Annotated in this window: 15 protein-coding genes; 6 read left to right on the forward strand and 9 right to left on the reverse strand. The window is 42.8% G+C overall.

The window, feature by feature from the left end:
- Nucleotides 1-35 precede the first annotated feature (35 nt).
- The 4 genes from MHI27_RS01290 to udk all read right to left on the reverse strand — a co-directional run bounded on the left by MHI27_RS01290 (nucleotide 36) and on the right by udk (nucleotide 3,882).
- A complete protein-coding gene (locus MHI27_RS01290; RefSeq protein ID WP_339244335.1) occupies nucleotides 36-266 on the reverse strand; it encodes a hypothetical protein in 231 nt (76 codons plus the stop codon).
- A 24-nt stretch (nucleotides 267-290) separates the two neighbouring features.
- A complete protein-coding gene (locus MHI27_RS01295; RefSeq protein WP_076286653.1) occupies nucleotides 291-1,403 on the reverse strand; it encodes an endospore germination permease in 1,113 nt (370 codons plus the stop codon).
- A gap of 97 nt (nucleotides 1,404-1,500) precedes the next feature.
- Nucleotides 1,501-3,093 (reverse strand): spore germination protein, encoded by a 1,593-nt coding sequence (locus MHI27_RS01300; RefSeq protein ID WP_405175402.1) that lies wholly within the window; start codon nucleotides 3,091-3,093, stop codon nucleotides 1,501-1,503.
- Nucleotides 3,094-3,255: 162 nt separating this feature from the next.
- Complete coding sequence (gene udk / locus MHI27_RS01305) at nucleotides 3,256-3,882, reverse strand: uridine kinase (protein ID WP_042123429.1); 627 nt, start codon at nucleotides 3,880-3,882, stop codon at nucleotides 3,256-3,258.
- 157 nt (nucleotides 3,883-4,039) lie between these two features.
- Between udk and MHI27_RS01310 the strand changes: the two genes are divergently transcribed.
- Complete coding sequence (locus tag MHI27_RS01310) at nucleotides 4,040-5,152, forward strand: threonine aldolase family protein (RefSeq protein ID WP_405175403.1); 1,113 nt, start codon at nucleotides 4,040-4,042, stop codon at nucleotides 5,150-5,152.
- Here MHI27_RS01310 and MHI27_RS01315 read toward each other — a convergent pair.
- Genes MHI27_RS01315 through MHI27_RS01330 form a run of 4 tightly spaced genes read right to left on the reverse strand, consistent with a single transcriptional unit; the run spans nucleotide 5,126 to nucleotide 10,139 of the window.
- Nucleotides 5,126-6,442, reverse strand: coding sequence for a glycosyltransferase family 2 protein (locus MHI27_RS01315; protein ID WP_405175404.1), 1,317 nt, complete (start codon nucleotides 6,440-6,442; stop codon nucleotides 5,126-5,128). The genes MHI27_RS01310 and MHI27_RS01315 overlap by 27 nt on opposite strands.
- Before the next feature lie 19 nt (nucleotides 6,443-6,461).
- On the reverse strand, nucleotides 6,462-8,009 hold the full coding sequence (locus MHI27_RS01320) for a sugar isomerase (protein WP_405175405.1): 1,548 nt from the start codon (nucleotides 8,007-8,009) through the stop codon (nucleotides 6,462-6,464).
- Nucleotides 7,984-9,111, reverse strand: a complete 1,128-nt coding sequence (locus MHI27_RS01325; protein ID WP_339244341.1) for a polysaccharide pyruvyl transferase family protein — start codon at nucleotides 9,109-9,111, stop codon at nucleotides 7,984-7,986. The genes MHI27_RS01320 and MHI27_RS01325 overlap by 26 nt, the downstream gene beginning before the upstream one ends.
- A complete protein-coding gene (locus MHI27_RS01330; RefSeq protein ID WP_339244342.1) occupies nucleotides 9,108-10,139 on the reverse strand; it encodes a glycosyltransferase family A protein in 1,032 nt (343 codons plus the stop codon). The genes MHI27_RS01325 and MHI27_RS01330 overlap by 4 nt, the downstream gene beginning before the upstream one ends.
- A 227-nt stretch (nucleotides 10,140-10,366) precedes the next feature.
- On the opposite strand from MHI27_RS01330, the gene MHI27_RS01335 reads away from it, so the two are divergent.
- From MHI27_RS01335 to MHI27_RS01345, 3 genes are all read left to right on the forward strand, one after another.
- Nucleotides 10,367-11,593, forward strand: a complete 1,227-nt coding sequence (locus tag MHI27_RS01335; protein WP_405175406.1) for a Zn-dependent hydrolase — start codon at nucleotides 10,367-10,369, stop codon at nucleotides 11,591-11,593.
- Nucleotides 11,594-11,874: 281 nt separating this feature from the next.
- A complete protein-coding gene (gene ald, locus MHI27_RS01340; protein ID WP_405176680.1) occupies nucleotides 11,875-13,008 on the forward strand; it encodes an alanine dehydrogenase in 1,134 nt (377 codons plus the stop codon).
- A 216-nt stretch (nucleotides 13,009-13,224) separates the two neighbouring features.
- Nucleotides 13,225-13,401 (forward strand): hypothetical protein, encoded by a 177-nt coding sequence (locus MHI27_RS01345; protein ID WP_405175407.1) that lies wholly within the window; start codon nucleotides 13,225-13,227, stop codon nucleotides 13,399-13,401.
- Between the two features lie 311 nt (nucleotides 13,402-13,712).
- Here the strand turns inward: MHI27_RS01345 and MHI27_RS01350 are convergent, their stop codons facing one another.
- Complete coding sequence (locus MHI27_RS01350) at nucleotides 13,713-13,853, reverse strand: hypothetical protein (protein WP_405175408.1); 141 nt, start codon at nucleotides 13,851-13,853, stop codon at nucleotides 13,713-13,715.
- Nucleotides 13,854-14,007: 154 nt separating this feature from the next.
- On the opposite strand from MHI27_RS01350, the gene MHI27_RS01355 reads away from it, so the two are divergent.
- Together MHI27_RS01355 and MHI27_RS01360 are read left to right on the forward strand one after the other, a co-directional pair.
- Complete coding sequence (locus tag MHI27_RS01355) at nucleotides 14,008-15,267, forward strand: CdaR family transcriptional regulator (RefSeq protein ID WP_283909837.1); 1,260 nt, start codon at nucleotides 14,008-14,010, stop codon at nucleotides 15,265-15,267.
- Nucleotides 15,268-15,345: 78 nt separating this feature from the next.
- The gene (locus MHI27_RS01360; RefSeq protein ID WP_405175409.1) at nucleotides 15,346-16,074 is read left to right on the forward strand and encodes a protein-glutamine gamma-glutamyltransferase; all 729 of its coding nucleotides are present in this window, start codon (nucleotides 15,346-15,348) and stop codon (nucleotides 16,072-16,074) included.
- The last annotated feature ends 11 nt before the right edge of the window (nucleotides 16,075-16,085 follow it).

The following is a 16,085-nucleotide window of genomic DNA, read 5'->3' on the forward strand; positions in this document are numbered from 1 at the left end:
CTCCGTTAGATCTCTCGGGTTTAGTCCCATTATTTTTAAGATAACCAGGCATTTACCATATCGGCTACAGGTTTATAGATGAACACCATCCAGGCTAACGGGTCTGAGATCGAGATATTCATGACGTAAATCAGACTAAAAAAAGTTCCCAGCAACAGAAGAAATAAAAAAACCCAAAATTCCTTGATTAAATTTTTCCTCAGCATAAGAGGCACTTCGAAGGCTATAATAACGGCTACAATGATGAGGATCACTACTATACCCAATGTTCACAACCTCCCAAACAATCTTTAGTTCCGAGATGTTAAGTCTTTGCTGAGTGCTCTACGAAAGATGCCCATACTTAATAACACAAACGGTACAAAAATACCGAAGGTTATAACATAGTACACCCAATAATTATCAAAAATAGCGTTATAATAAGTGAAATTCGGAGCAATGATTGGAGCGAGTGCCACTAAAATCATCCCTGTGGGTAAGGATAACACGCGATAATCTTTTAATTTTAATAATTGGGACAACCCCAGAACGAAAGCATAGAAGTACAAAGTTACTTTTATAAACAAAGTTAACATCCATTGTAGAGCTATCATGGCTTCAACCCGTTCGAAGAATCCGCCAACTGATATACGCCTTGCGATGTTATAACTGGGATAGATATCTCTAGTCGTCAGATCCGGACCTAACACCAGGATGGAGACGGTGAGCGTAATAAAAATTACAATACCGCCTAGAAGCGTACCCAGTAAGAAACTCTTTGTTATCATTTTTTGTTGATTTACATAAGGAAGTATCATGAGAAAGACAACTGTTTCTAAAAAGGTGTAAGTAGTGATGGAGATAGCCCCTCTTAGAACAGGCTTTATTCCGTCCTCCAATACGGGCAGTATTCTGACAATTTCCATCTGGGGAATAATAGCAATCGTCTGGATTAGGAATAAGACAATGAACATAGGAATGAAGAGCTCGCTAGCTCGCCCTATAACCTCAATACCGAGTCGTATTGCCATAATCATAATCAGTATAAACAAGATTAGAGTGGCCGGAATAGGGGTTCCAGGTAACATTTCCGAGGTCACAAAATCACCGATTTCTCGCATACTTCCAACGGAAACCATAAGAAAATAGATTAAAAATGTAAGGGATATAATAGTTCCTATCCATTTTCCAAAAGCCTTTTGAATCACTTGAATAAGCGTTAAATTGGGATATGACTTTGCGAACTTGCTGTACATATAGACTGCTAATAAACCTGCTACCATCCCAATTAAAGTGGAAATCCAGGCATTTTGTCTGGCGTATTCTGTAGTGGAAGAGGGAATTATAAGGATAGAATCGCCAATAGTAAGGAGCATGACAAGAATGGTTAGCTGACGGGCACTTATTTTTCCCTTTTCTAACATGGTTTCGTTCACTCCTAATGATTACTTCATTTCTTCCAAGAAAGAGTTAGTTACTTTCCCCAACAAGCGAATTTCACAAAGATTTTCGTTTCAAGATTTATTCCTCCGTCAGATCTCCCGGTTTTTCCGGCGGTGTACTCTTTTCCCGAACGAGATTTTTTTGATTGATTAGCTTAGGACGGGTAAACATAGCCCAACGAGGCATTCGGAAAAAGGTGTCCTTTTGATCAACAAGATTAAACGGAGCTAGCGGGCTCATATAAGGAACTCCAAAGGAGCGTAAACTGCACATGTGCAGAACAATCGCAATAATTCCGATAATGATCCCGAACAATCCGAAGGAAGCGGCTAGAAACATCATTGGGAAACGAAGCATTCTGACCGTCAAGGCGAGATCAAAGGCTGGTAGAACAAAGCTGGAGATTGCCGTGACAGCAACGACAATGAGCATGGCGGCAGAAACAATGCCAGCATCTACTGCAGCCGTTCCAATGACTAGCGTTCCCACTATAGAGACAGATTGGGCTATGGTTTGAGGCATACGCACGCTGGCTTCTCTTAGAATCTCAAAAGCAAGCTCCATTAAGAGGGCTTCAATAAACGCTGGAAGCGGTACGCCTTCCCGTTGAGCAGCTAAGCTAATGAGTAGGGTTGTAGGCAACATCTCTTGATGGAAAGTAGTAATAGCTACATATAAGGATGGGGCTAAAAGAGAAATGAATATACAGAAATAACGGAGCATCCGAACTAAGGTACCAACATCTGCACGTTGGTAGTAATCCTCAGCGGTCTGCATGAAGGAAACGAATGTAGTAGGAACCGTCATGACTATAGGCGTTCCATCTACTAAAATAGCTACTTTTCCTTCCATAAGAGCAGCTGCAATAACATCAGGTCGTTCGGTATGATGAATCGTTGGAAATGGAGTATAGGTTTCATCCTCAATTAATTCCTCGATATAACCACTCTCCAAGATGCCATCGATGTCGATTCGATCTAAACGTGTATGTACTTCTTGTACAACCCCATCATCTACAATTCCTTTGATATACATAATGGATACATCGGTTTGGGTCACACGTCCGATTTGTTGTGTTTCTAACCACAGATTAGGATCTTTTATTTTCCGCCGGATTAATGCAGTGTTGGTACGCAAGCTTTCTGTGAAGGCTTCCTTAGGTCCGCGGATCACCGTTTCTGTAGCACTTTCCGTGACACCACGGTCTTTCCAACCACGCATGCCAATCGTGAAACCCTTAGCGTATCCATCTAGTAAAAGGATCACATCTCCTGATAATAGGGAGTTTAGCAAAGAATGGAACTCCATCGCATCTTTGATATCACCTACGGTAAGCATGTGATTTTTTAATAAGGAATAGTTGTCACTATCAGGCTCTAAGCTCAAATCTGGAATTTCTAAGACAAGAGACTCCAGAATGAAATCCTGAATAGCTTTACTGTCAGCAAGTCCATCTGTATAGAAAATAGCGGCTTTCATTTGTTGCTTGGAGCCAATGAAGAAATCTCTGATCACAAGGTCTGTGCTATTGCCGAGCGCCTTTTTTATATGTTCAATATTTTCTTGAAGGTTTTCTTTGAGAGGTTCTTTAGGTAATTCTCTAGTGGGGTTGGGGTGCCCTAATGTAGGGTTTTTGAATATTTTTGTTATGTTTCTGTTTAGAAATCCCATAGTTGTTATCCCTCTTCCGCAAGCTGCTGTGAAATTAGCTATTACCAAAATGCGGTGGGATTATTCTTTGAATAATCAACTGCAGGTTTGGGGATGAGCATGCAAAAAAAAGCCGTCGAGAGAATCTCGACAGCTAGGGCTAGAACTAGGTATTTAAGAGCTTTAGGACGTCCAGTCGTTATATAAATGTTTCTCAGTTAGGATGGACAACAACTGGATACCGACCTCATTATGGCCACCTTCAGGGATGATCAAATCGGCGTATTTTTTGGATGGCTCAATAAAAGCTTCGTGCATTGGTTTAACCGTGCTCAAATATTGGTGATGGATCGATTGAATGCTCCGACCGCGTTCCTCGATATCGCGGAGTACCCGGCGGAGGATGCGTACATCAGGATCAGCATCAACAAAGACTTTGATATCAAGCATATCGCGGAGGTTCTCGTCGGATAGAACATGGAGTCCCTCGATGATTACAATATTGTTGGGTTTCAGTTCTACAGTCTCCGTAGTGGAGCGGGCATGAACTGTGAAGTCATACACCGGTGCATATGCGGCCCTATCTTCTCGCAGACATTTAAGATGCTCAATAAGCAGCTCGTTATCGAAAGCGAAAGGATGATCGTAATTGATGGATTCACGTTCAGCGAAGCTGAGGTGTGAATGATCTTTATAGTAGTTATCTTGAGATATGAAAGTTACCTTTCCCGTTCCAAGACGGTCAATGACGGAGCGGGCTACGGTTGTTTTTCCCGAGCCGGTGCCGCCGGCGATACCAATGATGAGCATGTGATTCAATAACCCTCCCTAAGATTGCCGTTGCAATTCCAATATTGTAGCACAGCGCTCATGTTTTTTCACCTTAGATCGGGTAAAATTAAGATGGGATTTTTTGAAATTCGTCTATATTAGGGACAAGGCAAACACGGAAGGGGCAATTCTACCAATGAACGGAAAAAAATCAGTGCAAGAGGCGTTTAATGAAACGACTTATCGAATCGTAGGTCATGGGGATCGAGATGTTCAAGTCTTGAAGGAAGCCTTTGAAGCTGTAGAGAATAGTACACCATCTGATATTTATGGATCGGGAAAGGTGATTGAGGATTTCCAGTCGGAAATGGCGAAGCTTTTGGGAAAAGAAACAGCAGTCTTCTTTCCGAGTGGAACGATGGCACAGCAAATCGCTTTAAGAATATGGTGTGATGAAAAAGGACTCAAGAGCGTCGCCTATCACCCTTTATGTCATTTAGAGATCCATGAGCAGGATGGGTTGAAGGAATTGCATCATATCGAGCCTGTCCTACTTGCGGATAAGAATCGACTAATTACCTTGGATGATGTATTACAAATGAAGGATGATATTGCTTGTCTGCTGCTTGAATTGCCACAGCGTGAGATTGGCGGACAGTTACCAGAGTATCAGGAGCTTGAAGCGATTTCTGCACATTGCCGTGCTCGGGGAATTAAGCTGCATTTGGATGGCGCAAGATTGCTTGAGACACTTCCCTATTATGAAAAGACGGCTGCTGAGATCTGCGCCCTCTTTGATAGTGTCTATATCTCACTGTATAAAGGAATCGGAGGAATTGCTGGCGCGATTCTTGCAGGCAGTGAGGAGTTTACGAAGCAATCGAAGATATGGAAACGGCGGCATGGTGGCGACCTAATCAGTCTGTATCCATACATTATTTCCTCTGATTATTACTACCAGCAAAGAGTAGATAAGATGCAGCAGTATTATGAAGGGGCTAAAGAGCTTGCTGCTTTAGTTAATCAATGTCATGCGGTGACTACGTTACCTGCTGAGCCTGTCTCCAACATGTTTCATATGCATTTTCAAATGTCTAGGGAGAGCATTGAACCGATCCTGTCTTCTGCATATGAGGCAACAGGAATCGGTTTAAGCGCAGCGATAAGACCAACGGGAGAACATAGTTCTTATTGTGAGATCAGTATTGGAGACAAGTACGCCGACATCCCTAAAGAAGAGGTAAAAGGATTCTTACTGCTGCTCGATAAGCTAATGCGTGAATCATCTTCCGAGCAGCGTCCGAAGTAATGAGATCCGTAATAATTGTTTTTTAATAAGCTTTGTACGGAATTCATTTCTTAATTGATTGTAGATCGGCGGGCAATGGTTAAGGGCCCAATGATACATGAATTTAAAGTCTGTGGCGTCTTTCGCAGAATTTAATAAATAGTATGAGATCGTATCATATGCATTATGGTTAAACCATTCCGTCATTTCCTGCTCGTGATAGCCATATTTCTGAACGGCCATATTCTTAATTAACAGCTTCTCCTCCAGATTCTCAATTAAGAATCGCTGACTCAAATTAAAAGTAATGTTGTCCCCGTGTAATCTGTACACACCGGCAAGGGTATCTATGAAGCCAGCATCACCGACCAACAAGGAACGCAGATAAATAGAAGCATCGTTAACCATGTTCATATTCAGGATATCCATAGCCATTAAAGCCTCACGCTTAAAGACAGTTGTTAAGGTGGAGGAGGGCTTCGGATATCCTTTTTTCTCGAAATTCATGAAATAATCCTGCTTCTTAATAATCCTGCTTAGCTGTAGGCTACTGATCTTCAGTTGCTTGGCCTTTGAAAATTCCAGAAACACATTAGCAGCCACAAATGCTATTTCGGGATGGTGATTGTGAAAGTCCACAGCCTTACTTAAATAATTCATGTCAATCAGATAGTCATCATCATCGAGAAAAAGAACATACTCACCATCACCATGAGCAGCAAAAGCCTTACGGCGATTATTTCCCGGCCCGCTATTCTTTTCGTTCTGCATGTAGATTACCCGTGACTCGCCTCCGAAGCTTTGATGCATTAACTCTTCCGTGCCATCTGTAGAGCAATCATCAATAACTGTGATCTCTATATAAGGATAGTCTTGCTTTAAGATGCTTTGGATCGCTTGATATAGAAATGCCTTTCTATTGTAAGTAGTGATAATGACACTAACCTTGGGATAATCGGCAAAGGAAAGGAGTGCTGAGTGTGAAGTATCCGTATGGGAGGACTGATGTTTGATTGCAACGATCCCATGGATTAACCCGTCAATTTCTTCGTTCACAATACTGAATTGCTCTGACAGATAGAACCTTAATGCATCTTCTGAAGCTCTCCCTGTGAGATAAGCAAGGATCACCTCAGATAAGATTTCTAGATAGGTTTTAACTTGCGGATTTTGGTCTTTATCTATGATCATGCGGCATCGTTGGAATATCTCTTGATCATCCAATTGAAGGGCAGATGAATGGTTGATTTCATCATTAAGGTCATTTAGAAAGACGTAACAGGCTTGCTGCAAAACCTCGCTATGATCCATTTGGGGGCCTCCTGCTGTGTTATTTGGATAAACCACTTACCTTAGGTCTAGCTGCAATTTTACTTTTGAGTTTATATCGATACGTTTTGAGATGCCCCCATGTATATAGGAATACTTCCCGTTCCATTAAAGAGGCAATTACGAAATATACGGGCAGGATCACAAGCCCTAACAGTACACCCCACAACATAATTCCTGCATAGGAATGGATAGGGATGTCGATGGCGTTGGAGATCAGAATAATGCCCACAAAAACTACTGCATTCGTTAGCCATCTTCTAAAAGTGACCCAAGGGCTCCGATCCAGCAGATGTCTGCTAGCATAGACCACGATATCTATGGAACGATACAAGAGAGCGGCTATCGTCCCCATCAATACACCGTAAATTCCCATAAAGATAACGAAGACAATAGAAGCGACTAGATTGATAGTGGATTCTAGAATGGAACGGTTCTGTGTGTTCTTGAAATGTCCGGCGATCGTAATCACATTATTGGAGGAAGCTCTGGCATTGGTTAATAATTTGATGACTACGAACAGGATCGGCAGCCACATATCGATATAATTCACGTCATTTACCCCAGCAGTATACAGTTTCATAAAAGGTAGAATTAGAATGTAAGCTACCGTTAGAATCGAGAAAATGAGCCCCATAAAATACACTTCGTAAGCATCATAAAATTTAATAAAGGCTTCTTTACTCTCATGAAAGCTCTGACCGAGAGCAGCCTTCACGCTTCCGTTTATGGTTTGGACGATGTTATCTACAATCGTAAAAATCATGTTGTACATGACATAAATGCTGACGATCTTTAAGTTCGTAAATATAGTCAGGATCAGCACGTCGGTATTTCTAAACACTAAGTAGGAGATCTCATGGACTAGCACGGAATTTTTTTGCCCAATGGCTTCATAGTCTGGTTTGAGATTTAGGTTGATCCATTTGTAATGCTTATTGATATAAATATAGAAGACGACGATTTGAAGTATGGTCAATATGAAATAGGAAGCTTGCACAGCAATGATGTTAACGCCTTGAAGTAATAACAGAATCCGAATTACATTGTTCAGAATATTAGCTACGGTGACTATAGAAGTCTCTACATAGCTTTTTCCCTCTGCAGCGAGAAGCACTTTGAATTTCCCTTGGAAATAATAATTGATCGCTCCGCCCATTCCTGTGAGTAAAATAATGAGCATAATCGATAATCGATCGATGTCAGAAGTGATCACTAATGGATACACGGTGGCGATTAGAAGGACGGCGAAGAAATAATAAATGCCTGTTTTTTTATAATAGCTAGAGGTGGCGGCCAAAATAGAGTTGATGTGGTTCTTATCATCCGAAGCTACTGGCTTATATAGGGCTTGGATCGAAGCGGCGCCTACGCCGGCTTCCAGCAGTGCCAAATAACTAATAATTTGTACAATAGAAGCGATTAAACCATTGGCCTCTGAGCCATAGTTGACCATAATCAGTCGGGGTATAAAAAAACCGAGGATGATCGTAATGAGCTGACTCCCGAGTCCAAAAGATAAGTTAAGAATGCTCCGCTTGGCTCTCATAACGTATCCTCCTTTCGTAAAGCGATAAATACGTATCCAGATGCTCGAAATGCCTTTCGGCATGTTTGGCTTGCGGCGTGACATCCATATAGTGAGTAGTCATACTTTCAAAAACCTGCGCAGGCTGGAGCTGCTCCAGTGTAGTGAAATCGGTATATAGCCCTTTGAACTGGGCATCTTCCATTACATTGATCATTTTTTTGCTGTAAGCGACGGGAAACACTGGTTTACCCAATACCCAGCCGAGGATCATCGCATGGAATCTTGAAGCTACGATAAAGCTGGAATGGGCTAGAACGGCCAAGACCTCTTCCATATTCGTTTTATATAAATGCACTTGGGTGGCATCCTCATAGGAGGGGCCCATAAGATTCCGGATTTCCTCAATCGCCAGCTGATCGCCTTCGTGTTCACAAAATGACATGAAATGAACAGCGTAGCCTTTTTCAATGAAATAAATTGCGAGTTCTTTCATTTTTTCATAATAGAGGTTGTCAAAACCGTTCAGACCTTTAGCAGAAGGCTTAATGACGGATAAGACGATATAATCCTCTGGTTCGGTTTGAAGACCTGACGGGTTAAGCTGAAAAATAATATCGGGTGCTAAACGGACATGATCCAGATCCTCAAATAAATCATAAGAGTACTTTTCTCTAAAGCAGATGTCTGTATAGTCCTTAAAAATCCGCCTGTGTTCCTCATAATATTCTTTATCTGTGTAAGGGCCGAAATTCGATCCTAATAAATAGTAGGGCTTATTCTTATTCCGAATAGCTTCTGCGTTCTTGAAATGCTCTTCCCAATGCTCTGCCTGCATAAAAATCGATCCGCCGATATGAACAACGCCATCGGAGTGGTCTGCCATATATTTTTGCACCAGATTATGTATCTTTAATCTTCTGCAAATATAGGCAATACCTCTTAAGAAAATGGAATCGGAAGGAATCACTTTGAGATTCTTGATCTCTTTGAAGCATAGCTTGTATAGGTGTGGAGCGCAGATTCTGAACTCCGTATCCGGATATCTCTCGCACAACACCTTTATGAATAAATCATCGCCCAAATTAAATTCGGTATAGGCATAGATCAGCATCTTTTTCATATTCTAGATTCCCTTCGCTTGAACCTGGATAAGCTTCTCTCCACAGAAATGAATCTGTGATATAGAAGCGGGGAGATTAAGAATGCTCGGATATAAAGGGCTAATCTTCGATCATTGCCCCTATAACGTCTTATGAGTTCATACATTTCTTGATTTAGTTCAGGATAGGTATGATCGATGTCGCGAAGTAACTCCTGAATGCTTACCCCTTCTGTCTCATTTAGACAGGTCTTTATGTTGAAAAAGTAATTCTCGATCAGCTCACGATTTCTTATATAAGGGGATATCGTATCCAACTGCTCAAAGGGATGTGCCTGAAAGTAGGCATCGACCCGTTTGAATACATCGACGACATCAAATTTTTTCACATTATAGCTGTTGGAAATTGACGTGTTTCTTTGTAAATAAAACGATAGAATATCCGGAAGCGTGACAACTCTGGCGGCTCTGGATAAGGCTTTGTAGATGAATTCCTGATCTTCTCCATTCACACAGCATTCCGTATATTGGAGATCATGAAGGAGTAACAATTCCCGTTTGTACGCAATGCTCCCTGTCCATATTCGTAAGCTTTTGTCCACAAAAATATGAGTCAGCGCTTCACTGCCTGTTATGTCGCTATAAGCGGATGTATAACTCAAAGTAGTGACTCCATCCTCTGAAACATGGTTATAACCCCAGCAGATAATCTCGGGGCCAGCGTCATGGATATAGGTATGAATGGTCCGCACTAAGTCTGCAGAAATATAATCATCTCCATCCAGAAACAACACATAATTCCCTGTGGCTTCTGCTAGGCCTCTATTTCTAGCCGAACTAACCCCCTGATTCTCTGTTCGAATGACTTTGCAGGAAAGGGTGGGGTGAAGTGCGAGAATATTTGCTATAACGTTGTAAGTGTTATCCGTAGATCCGTCATCCACGATAATAACCTCGAAATGCGGTTCACTTTGGGTAAGGAGTGAATTAAACATAGGGGTTATATAATGTTCTATATTGTATACTGGGACCACAATGCTTAGATTCATGTGCTGCTCCTTTCCTTGGTAGAACGGGATAAATAGCTATCTTAAGCTTACCCTCCGTCTCAAAAGATTGTATATACTACTTTAGTTTACTTATTGCTACCTCTATTTTGTTGTAACATTACGCGAATAATAATTATTACAGTATGTAAAATGACAATCATATCGATTGGTATAACATATATAGAAAGTCTATAAAATCATGAACGCTCGAAGCGGAGGGACCTACGATGCAGCTGCAAAAAATATTCGTGAACGGTGAGAGATTAAAGAATACGATTGAGGCATTTGCGGATTATGGGCGTACAGATAACAACGGCGTGACCCGGTTATCGCTGACGGAAGAGGATCTTAAGGTTCGGGATTATTTTCGATCCTGTTGTGAAGAATTGGGGATGTCTGTGAAGGTGGATGATATGGGCACGATGTACGCTACGCTTGCGGGTGTAGAGTCTGGGCCTCCTATTGTGATTGGTTCGCATATGGATACTGTGAAAAAAGGCGGCAGATTCGATGGTATCCTTGGGGTAATCGCTGGACTAGAGGTAGTTCGCACACTCGTGGATCACGGGATAAAACCGAAGCTATCGGTGACCATTATGAATTTCACAAATGAAGAAGGGGCTCGCTTTGAGCCTTCGATGATGGCTTCTGGTGTGCTGGCCGGTAAGTTCGACAAGGCAGAAATGTTGAATAAAAAAGATCCGGAGGGCATTACCTTTGGCGAAGCGCTGGAGGAGAGTGGATATGAGGGAGACGCGAGCAATCGTATTACCGAAGCCACTGCTTATTTGGAGCTTCACATCGAGCAAGGTCCCGTGCTAGAACAAGAAGAACTGTCGATTGGTCTGGTGGACTGTGTAGTTGGCATGGCCTGTTATGAGATTGAGGTGACGGGGGAATCGGATCATGCGGGCACCACGCCTATGGCAATGCGCAAGGATGCCTTGTTCGCTGCCACGGATTTGATCACGGAGCTTAGAAACAAGCTTAGTGCGCTCGATTCTGAACTGGTGTATACCATGGGCAGAATGAATGTGTTTCCTAATATTCATACCGTCATTCCTAATAAAGTGATCTTCACCATTGAGGCTAGACATAAAGATATGGAGATTGTCCGTGAGGTGGAAGCTATTATTCATAGCTTGCCGGAGATGCTACTGGACTGCGGAGTAAGTAAGACCAAGCTTTGGGGCAGAGAGACTGTTTGGTTTGACCAGGGGATATGTGATTTAGTGGAGCAAGCGGCACAAGCCTTGGGTTATTCTAAACGGAAGATCGCAAGTGGCGCAGGGCATGATGCTCAGTTCGTAGCCAGCTTTCTGCCATCCGCGATGGTGTTTGTACCTAGTGTGAAGGGAAAAAGTCATTGTGAAGAGGAGTTTACCTCCTATGAAGACTGTGAAAAAGGGGTAAATGTAATCCTAGAAACGGTGTTGTTATTACTGTCAAAGTAATACGCGTCACTAAACATAACATTCTATTATGGAAGTAGTGCTTTAATTTCATACAAAATCGTCAAAAAGACACTTTAAGCAGTGTCTTTTTTTATGAGATAATGATTAGGGTTGTGTTGGGTACCAAATGACATAAAGTTACTGGGCGGTTTAAGTCGAATCCTTTGTGTAAAAACACAATGATGATAGATAATATTTTAATTTTTTACCAAATTGGGAATGCTAAACGTATGTTATTATTCTTTACATAAGGGATCTACATTAGACGGGAGAGATGAATGATGATTATCGGAGTGCCTAAAGAAATTAAAAATAATGAGAATCGTGTAGCCATAACGCCTGCGGGTGTAGTTAGCCTTATTAAAGAAGGACATCAAGTGCTGGTGGAAGCTGGGGCTGGTGTGGGAAGTGGATTTCCGAACGAAGAGTATGCTTCTGCCGGAGCGAAGCTGATTCAGGACGCAGCTACGGTCTGGAGCTCTGCCGAAATGGTGATGAAAGTGAAAGAACCGCTGGAAAGCGAGTACCCTTATTTCCGTCCAGGCCTTATTTTGTTCACGTATCTGCATCTTGCGCCTGAACCTTCTCTGGCCGCTGCGCTCAAAGACAAGGGTGTCTTTGCCATCGGGTATGAGACAGTTGTTCATGAACGTACCTTGCCGTTATTAACACCGATGAGTGAAGTGGCGGGCCGGATGTCTGTTCAGCTTGGCGCTCAGTTCTTGCAAAAAAACTATGGCGGACAAGGGATTCTTCTCTCCGGTGTTCCTGGGGTTAGTCGTGGCAAAGTTAGCATCATCGGCGGTGGAGTAGTAGGTACAAACGCTGCAAAAATGGCTATCGGTTTGGGTGCTGATGTTACAATTGTTGACCTCAGTGCAGAAAGATTGCGTCAATTAGATGATATTTTTGGGGCACAGATCAATACGCTGATCTCTAACCCTTACAATATTGCCAAAGTGGTAGCTGAGGCAGATCTGCTGGTAGGTGCGGTGTTGATTCCGGGTGCGAAAGCACCGAAGCTGGTTACAGAAGAAATGGTCAAGACCATGAAGCCGGGATCGGTGATTGTCGATGTGGCCATTGACCAAGGTGGTATCGTAGAGACGATCGACAGAGTGACAACACATGATAATCCTGTATTTATCAAGCACGGCGTGCTGCATTATTCTGTTGCTAATATGCCGGGCGCTGTGGCCAAAACTTCGACGATCGCTTTAACCAATGTCACCGTTCCATATGCCCTGAAAATTGCCAATAAAGGCGTGATCAAGGCGATTCAGGAGAATGCCGGCCTAAGAAGCGGCGTAAATGTCGCCAACGGTAAAATCACCTGCCAAGCCGTGGCTGAAGCGCTTGGCGAGAAACATTTTACGGTAGAACAAGCTATGGAGCAGACGTTCACGATGAGCTAAATAGAGCTAAATAGATGCGTTCCAAATGAGTGGTGATATTTAGGGACAATAGACAGCGAATTCCCGCTTTGGGAGTTTGCTGTTTGTTGTTTGTGGGAGTAATAATTTCGGCTCAGTTCGGTGTGGGGAGATCCGGTAGAAGTCTGTTAGTTTGATCTATGAGGTAGCTAGGAGCGGCTTCAGTGTGGCTAGATCCAGCAGAAATCTACTAGTTCGGTGTTAAAGGCTGTAGGACTGCGTTATGAAGATGGTTGGATCGGGTGGATGTGTGTTGGTGTATTGTTAAAAGTAGCTAAGTTGTATTTGGTATGGTTAGGTACTGTTGATGTTGCCAGCGCGACGCTAAAGGTGGATAGACAACGTAGAAGTTGGTTTGAATTCGATCAAAACTAGCAAGTTTCAACTATGTGTAGCCTGATTTGGCTAGTTACAGCTTGATTAGTCAGTATTTGGTTTTTTGTTACGGTGAGAGATTTGTTGAAGATGATTTTTAGGGAAATCCTCCCTAAAAATTACGCGAAAATAGCTTGAAACGCTATAATTAGGGAATTTCTCCCTAAAAATACGAAGAATGTGCCCGATTGTGCCTGAATTGGAGGAATTATAGGGAGGTTTTCCCTGATTAGTAGCAGTCAAAGCTAAAGAGACACAATTACAGGGAGGAATTCCCTAAAAACTATAAGGGGGCTCTCTCAAGTAGCGGTTTAAGTGTTGTCGCGCCACTCCGTCACCTCGCTTCCCGTAATCCGCATCAACGTAACCTGCAACTCCGTCCCACGCCACTCCATAACCCCGCCATTTCGCAACCAACGTAACCTGTACTCAGCAAATACGCCCCCACGCAACTCTATAACCTCGTAACTCCTCCACCCGGCGATCTCAAGGTCCCGCCATCTCGCCCCATCCCATTATCTTATAGTCAGCTAGGAGCACGCATACTATAATAAAATCACTCTAGAGTACAAGGTTCGGCTATTTTTTCAGGCAGGGGTGGGGCTAGTGACGGAAAAGGATCCATTGTTTGATCGTTTCTTCGATAGTATGGAATCGTTGGCGGATGCGATTAGTGAATCTCTTCAATCCCAAGTTACGATTGAGGACAGCAATCATCATGTGATCGGATACAGCTCCCATCAATTTGAGAGTGATTCCGCGAGAATTTCGACCATTATTGGAAAGCGCGTGCCTAACGCTGTCATTATTGGCTTGCGCAAGAAGGGGATTATGCAGCAGCTTGAGAGCGCTACACGTCCGATTCGGATTCCTGCGGTCATGGAGGTAGGTCTTGGCCCCCGACTCGCTATTTGCATCAAACATCAGAAGGAAATACTCGGGTACATATGGGTAGTGGATGCAGGCAATCTAGTTGAAGGACACGCAGAGAATATTGTAGAGAAAGCGGCGGCCATTGTTGGTCGTTATATATTGAAGCAACGGGGTTGGAAGACGAAGCAGGAGAAAACGCAGGAGGATTTTTTCTGGAAGCTGCTCACCTCCCATTACGACAATGAAGCGAATATCAAGCAGGATGCGGAAGTTTGGTCGATTCTTTTGCCGGACAAATTTTATATTAGCGTGTTTGAGAGTGACAAGGTCATCAATGACCACTTCGTACTTCGGTTTCGGCAAACTATGACCTCCTATCCGGGGCTGAAATTATTGTTTCTGACTGCTGAGCACAATCGGTTAATTATATTGTTTTCATTCAGCTTTCGCATGGAAGGGACGGGTGGTCTGTATTCGTTCATGCACAAAATTATCGAGGATATGCGTAAGAGTGAGAACTGTATGCTGGCTGCAGGCTGTAGCCTGGATTACACTGAATATATGTCGGCAGCCATTGCGTACTGGGAAGCGGGTTCCATTCTGGAAATCAAGAAGCTGCTGCCTTTTCATGGCCGAGAGTTACTATTGTATGAGGATATTGGATTTTGGGCGTATGTTCCGGCTATTATAGAGCAAAAACGTAGTCGGACCCGTAAAAGTCCTTTACTGTATCCGCTAAAAGAGCATGATCGCGAGCATAAAAGTGATTTTCTAAAAACGATTGCCGTTTATTTATCACTCAGTGGAAACTTGAAGGAATCCGCCGCTTTTTTACATATTCATACCAACACATTGCTGTACAGATTAAATCGCATAGCAGAGATTACGGGAAAAAGCTTAAAGGATACGGGATACCGCACTTCTATATATTTGGATATTTTGACGGAAGAGACCAGGCAGCTCAATCAGTGGTTTGTTGAGTCAGGGGAATAAAATGAATTAAGCACCAACTGGGCAGCGAACACGTACAATAACCTATATTTAGAACCTATAATATTGGAGGGACTAAGCATGGTGAAGGAAGTTCGTTCACCCGATGCCCTTGACTTTGAACGGAAAATGAGAGACAGCATCGTGGAATCGGCGGAAGCTTTAAATAACAGTGGAGCGGATTTTGCAACATTTGATGAGTCGCGCTGCAACCCGCAGTTTTGGACGCGTACAGATATTGGAGGACTACAGCTAAACGCTGGTGTGGCGCCTTCGGTGGGGATTAAAGACATTTTTCAGAACGGACATTTATATGCCTTCGAATGTGCGACAGCGATGGTCATTGTTATGTACAGGGCGACAATTGAAGCTATAGGTGAAGAAGCCTTTAATAGGTATTTTACGGATTTATTCTTATGGGATTGGAACTACGACGAGAATCTGCGCTTAATTACGAACTATAATAAGGATCAGATGCTGCGGGGAGATATTGTGTATTTCAGGAATCCAGATCATGCGCCTAGCAAGCCAGAATGGCAGGGTGAAAATGCTGTTAAGCTTGAAGAAGACCTGTATTATGGCCACGGCATTGGGATAACCACTGCAGAAGTCATCATAGCCTCTCTTAATGAGGAAAGATCGCCCGGAAGCAATACCTCAGCTTTTCTTACGAATGAGTCGATACATCCTGATTTTAATTATTTACAGCGACTATCTACAGGCTCTATCTTACCCATGGCGGAAAATAGAGGCTCTGAGTGCACTGTGTTTTCAAGAATAGGGACTAGAAGCTACATTTATAAGATTTAACAGCTAAGAGG

Source organism: Paenibacillus sp. FSL H8-0261 (genome assembly GCF_045040645.1).
Classification (GTDB): Bacteria; Bacillota; Bacilli; order Paenibacillales; family Paenibacillaceae; genus Paenibacillus_AQ.

Excerpts from the sequence above, each read along its gene's own strand:
- MHI27_RS01300 (WP_405175402.1), bottom strand. The coding sequence starts at position 3,093 with ATGGGATTTCTAAACAGAAACATAACAAAAATATTCAAAAACCCTACA.
- MHI27_RS01360 (WP_405175409.1), top strand. The coding sequence starts at position 15,346 with ATGGTGAAGGAAGTTCGTTCACCCGATGCCCTTGACTTTGAACGGAAA.
- udk (WP_042123429.1), bottom strand. The coding sequence starts at position 3,882 with ATGCTCATCATTGGTATCGCCGGCGGCACCGGCTCGGGAAAAACAACC.
- MHI27_RS01310 (WP_405175403.1), top strand. The coding sequence starts at position 4,040 with ATGAACGGAAAAAAATCAGTGCAAGAGGCGTTTAATGAAACGACTTAT.
- MHI27_RS01325 (WP_339244341.1), bottom strand. The coding sequence starts at position 9,111 with ATGAAAAAGATGCTGATCTATGCCTATACCGAATTTAATTTGGGCGAT.
- ald (WP_405176680.1), top strand. The coding sequence starts at position 11,875 with ATGATTATCGGAGTGCCTAAAGAAATTAAAAATAATGAGAATCGTGTA.
- MHI27_RS01295 (WP_076286653.1), bottom strand. The coding sequence starts at position 1,403 with ATGTTAGAAAAGGGAAAAATAAGTGCCCGTCAGCTAACCATTCTTGTC.
- MHI27_RS01315 (WP_405175404.1), bottom strand. The coding sequence starts at position 6,442 with ATGGATCATAGCGAGGTTTTGCAGCAAGCCTGTTACGTCTTTCTAAAT.
- MHI27_RS01330 (WP_339244342.1), bottom strand. The coding sequence starts at position 10,139 with ATGAATCTAAGCATTGTGGTCCCAGTATACAATATAGAACATTATATA.
- MHI27_RS01335 (WP_405175406.1), top strand. The coding sequence starts at position 10,367 with ATGCAGCTGCAAAAAATATTCGTGAACGGTGAGAGATTAAAGAATACG.
- MHI27_RS01320 (WP_405175405.1), bottom strand. The coding sequence starts at position 8,009 with ATGAGAGCCAAGCGGAGCATTCTTAACTTATCTTTTGGACTCGGGAGT.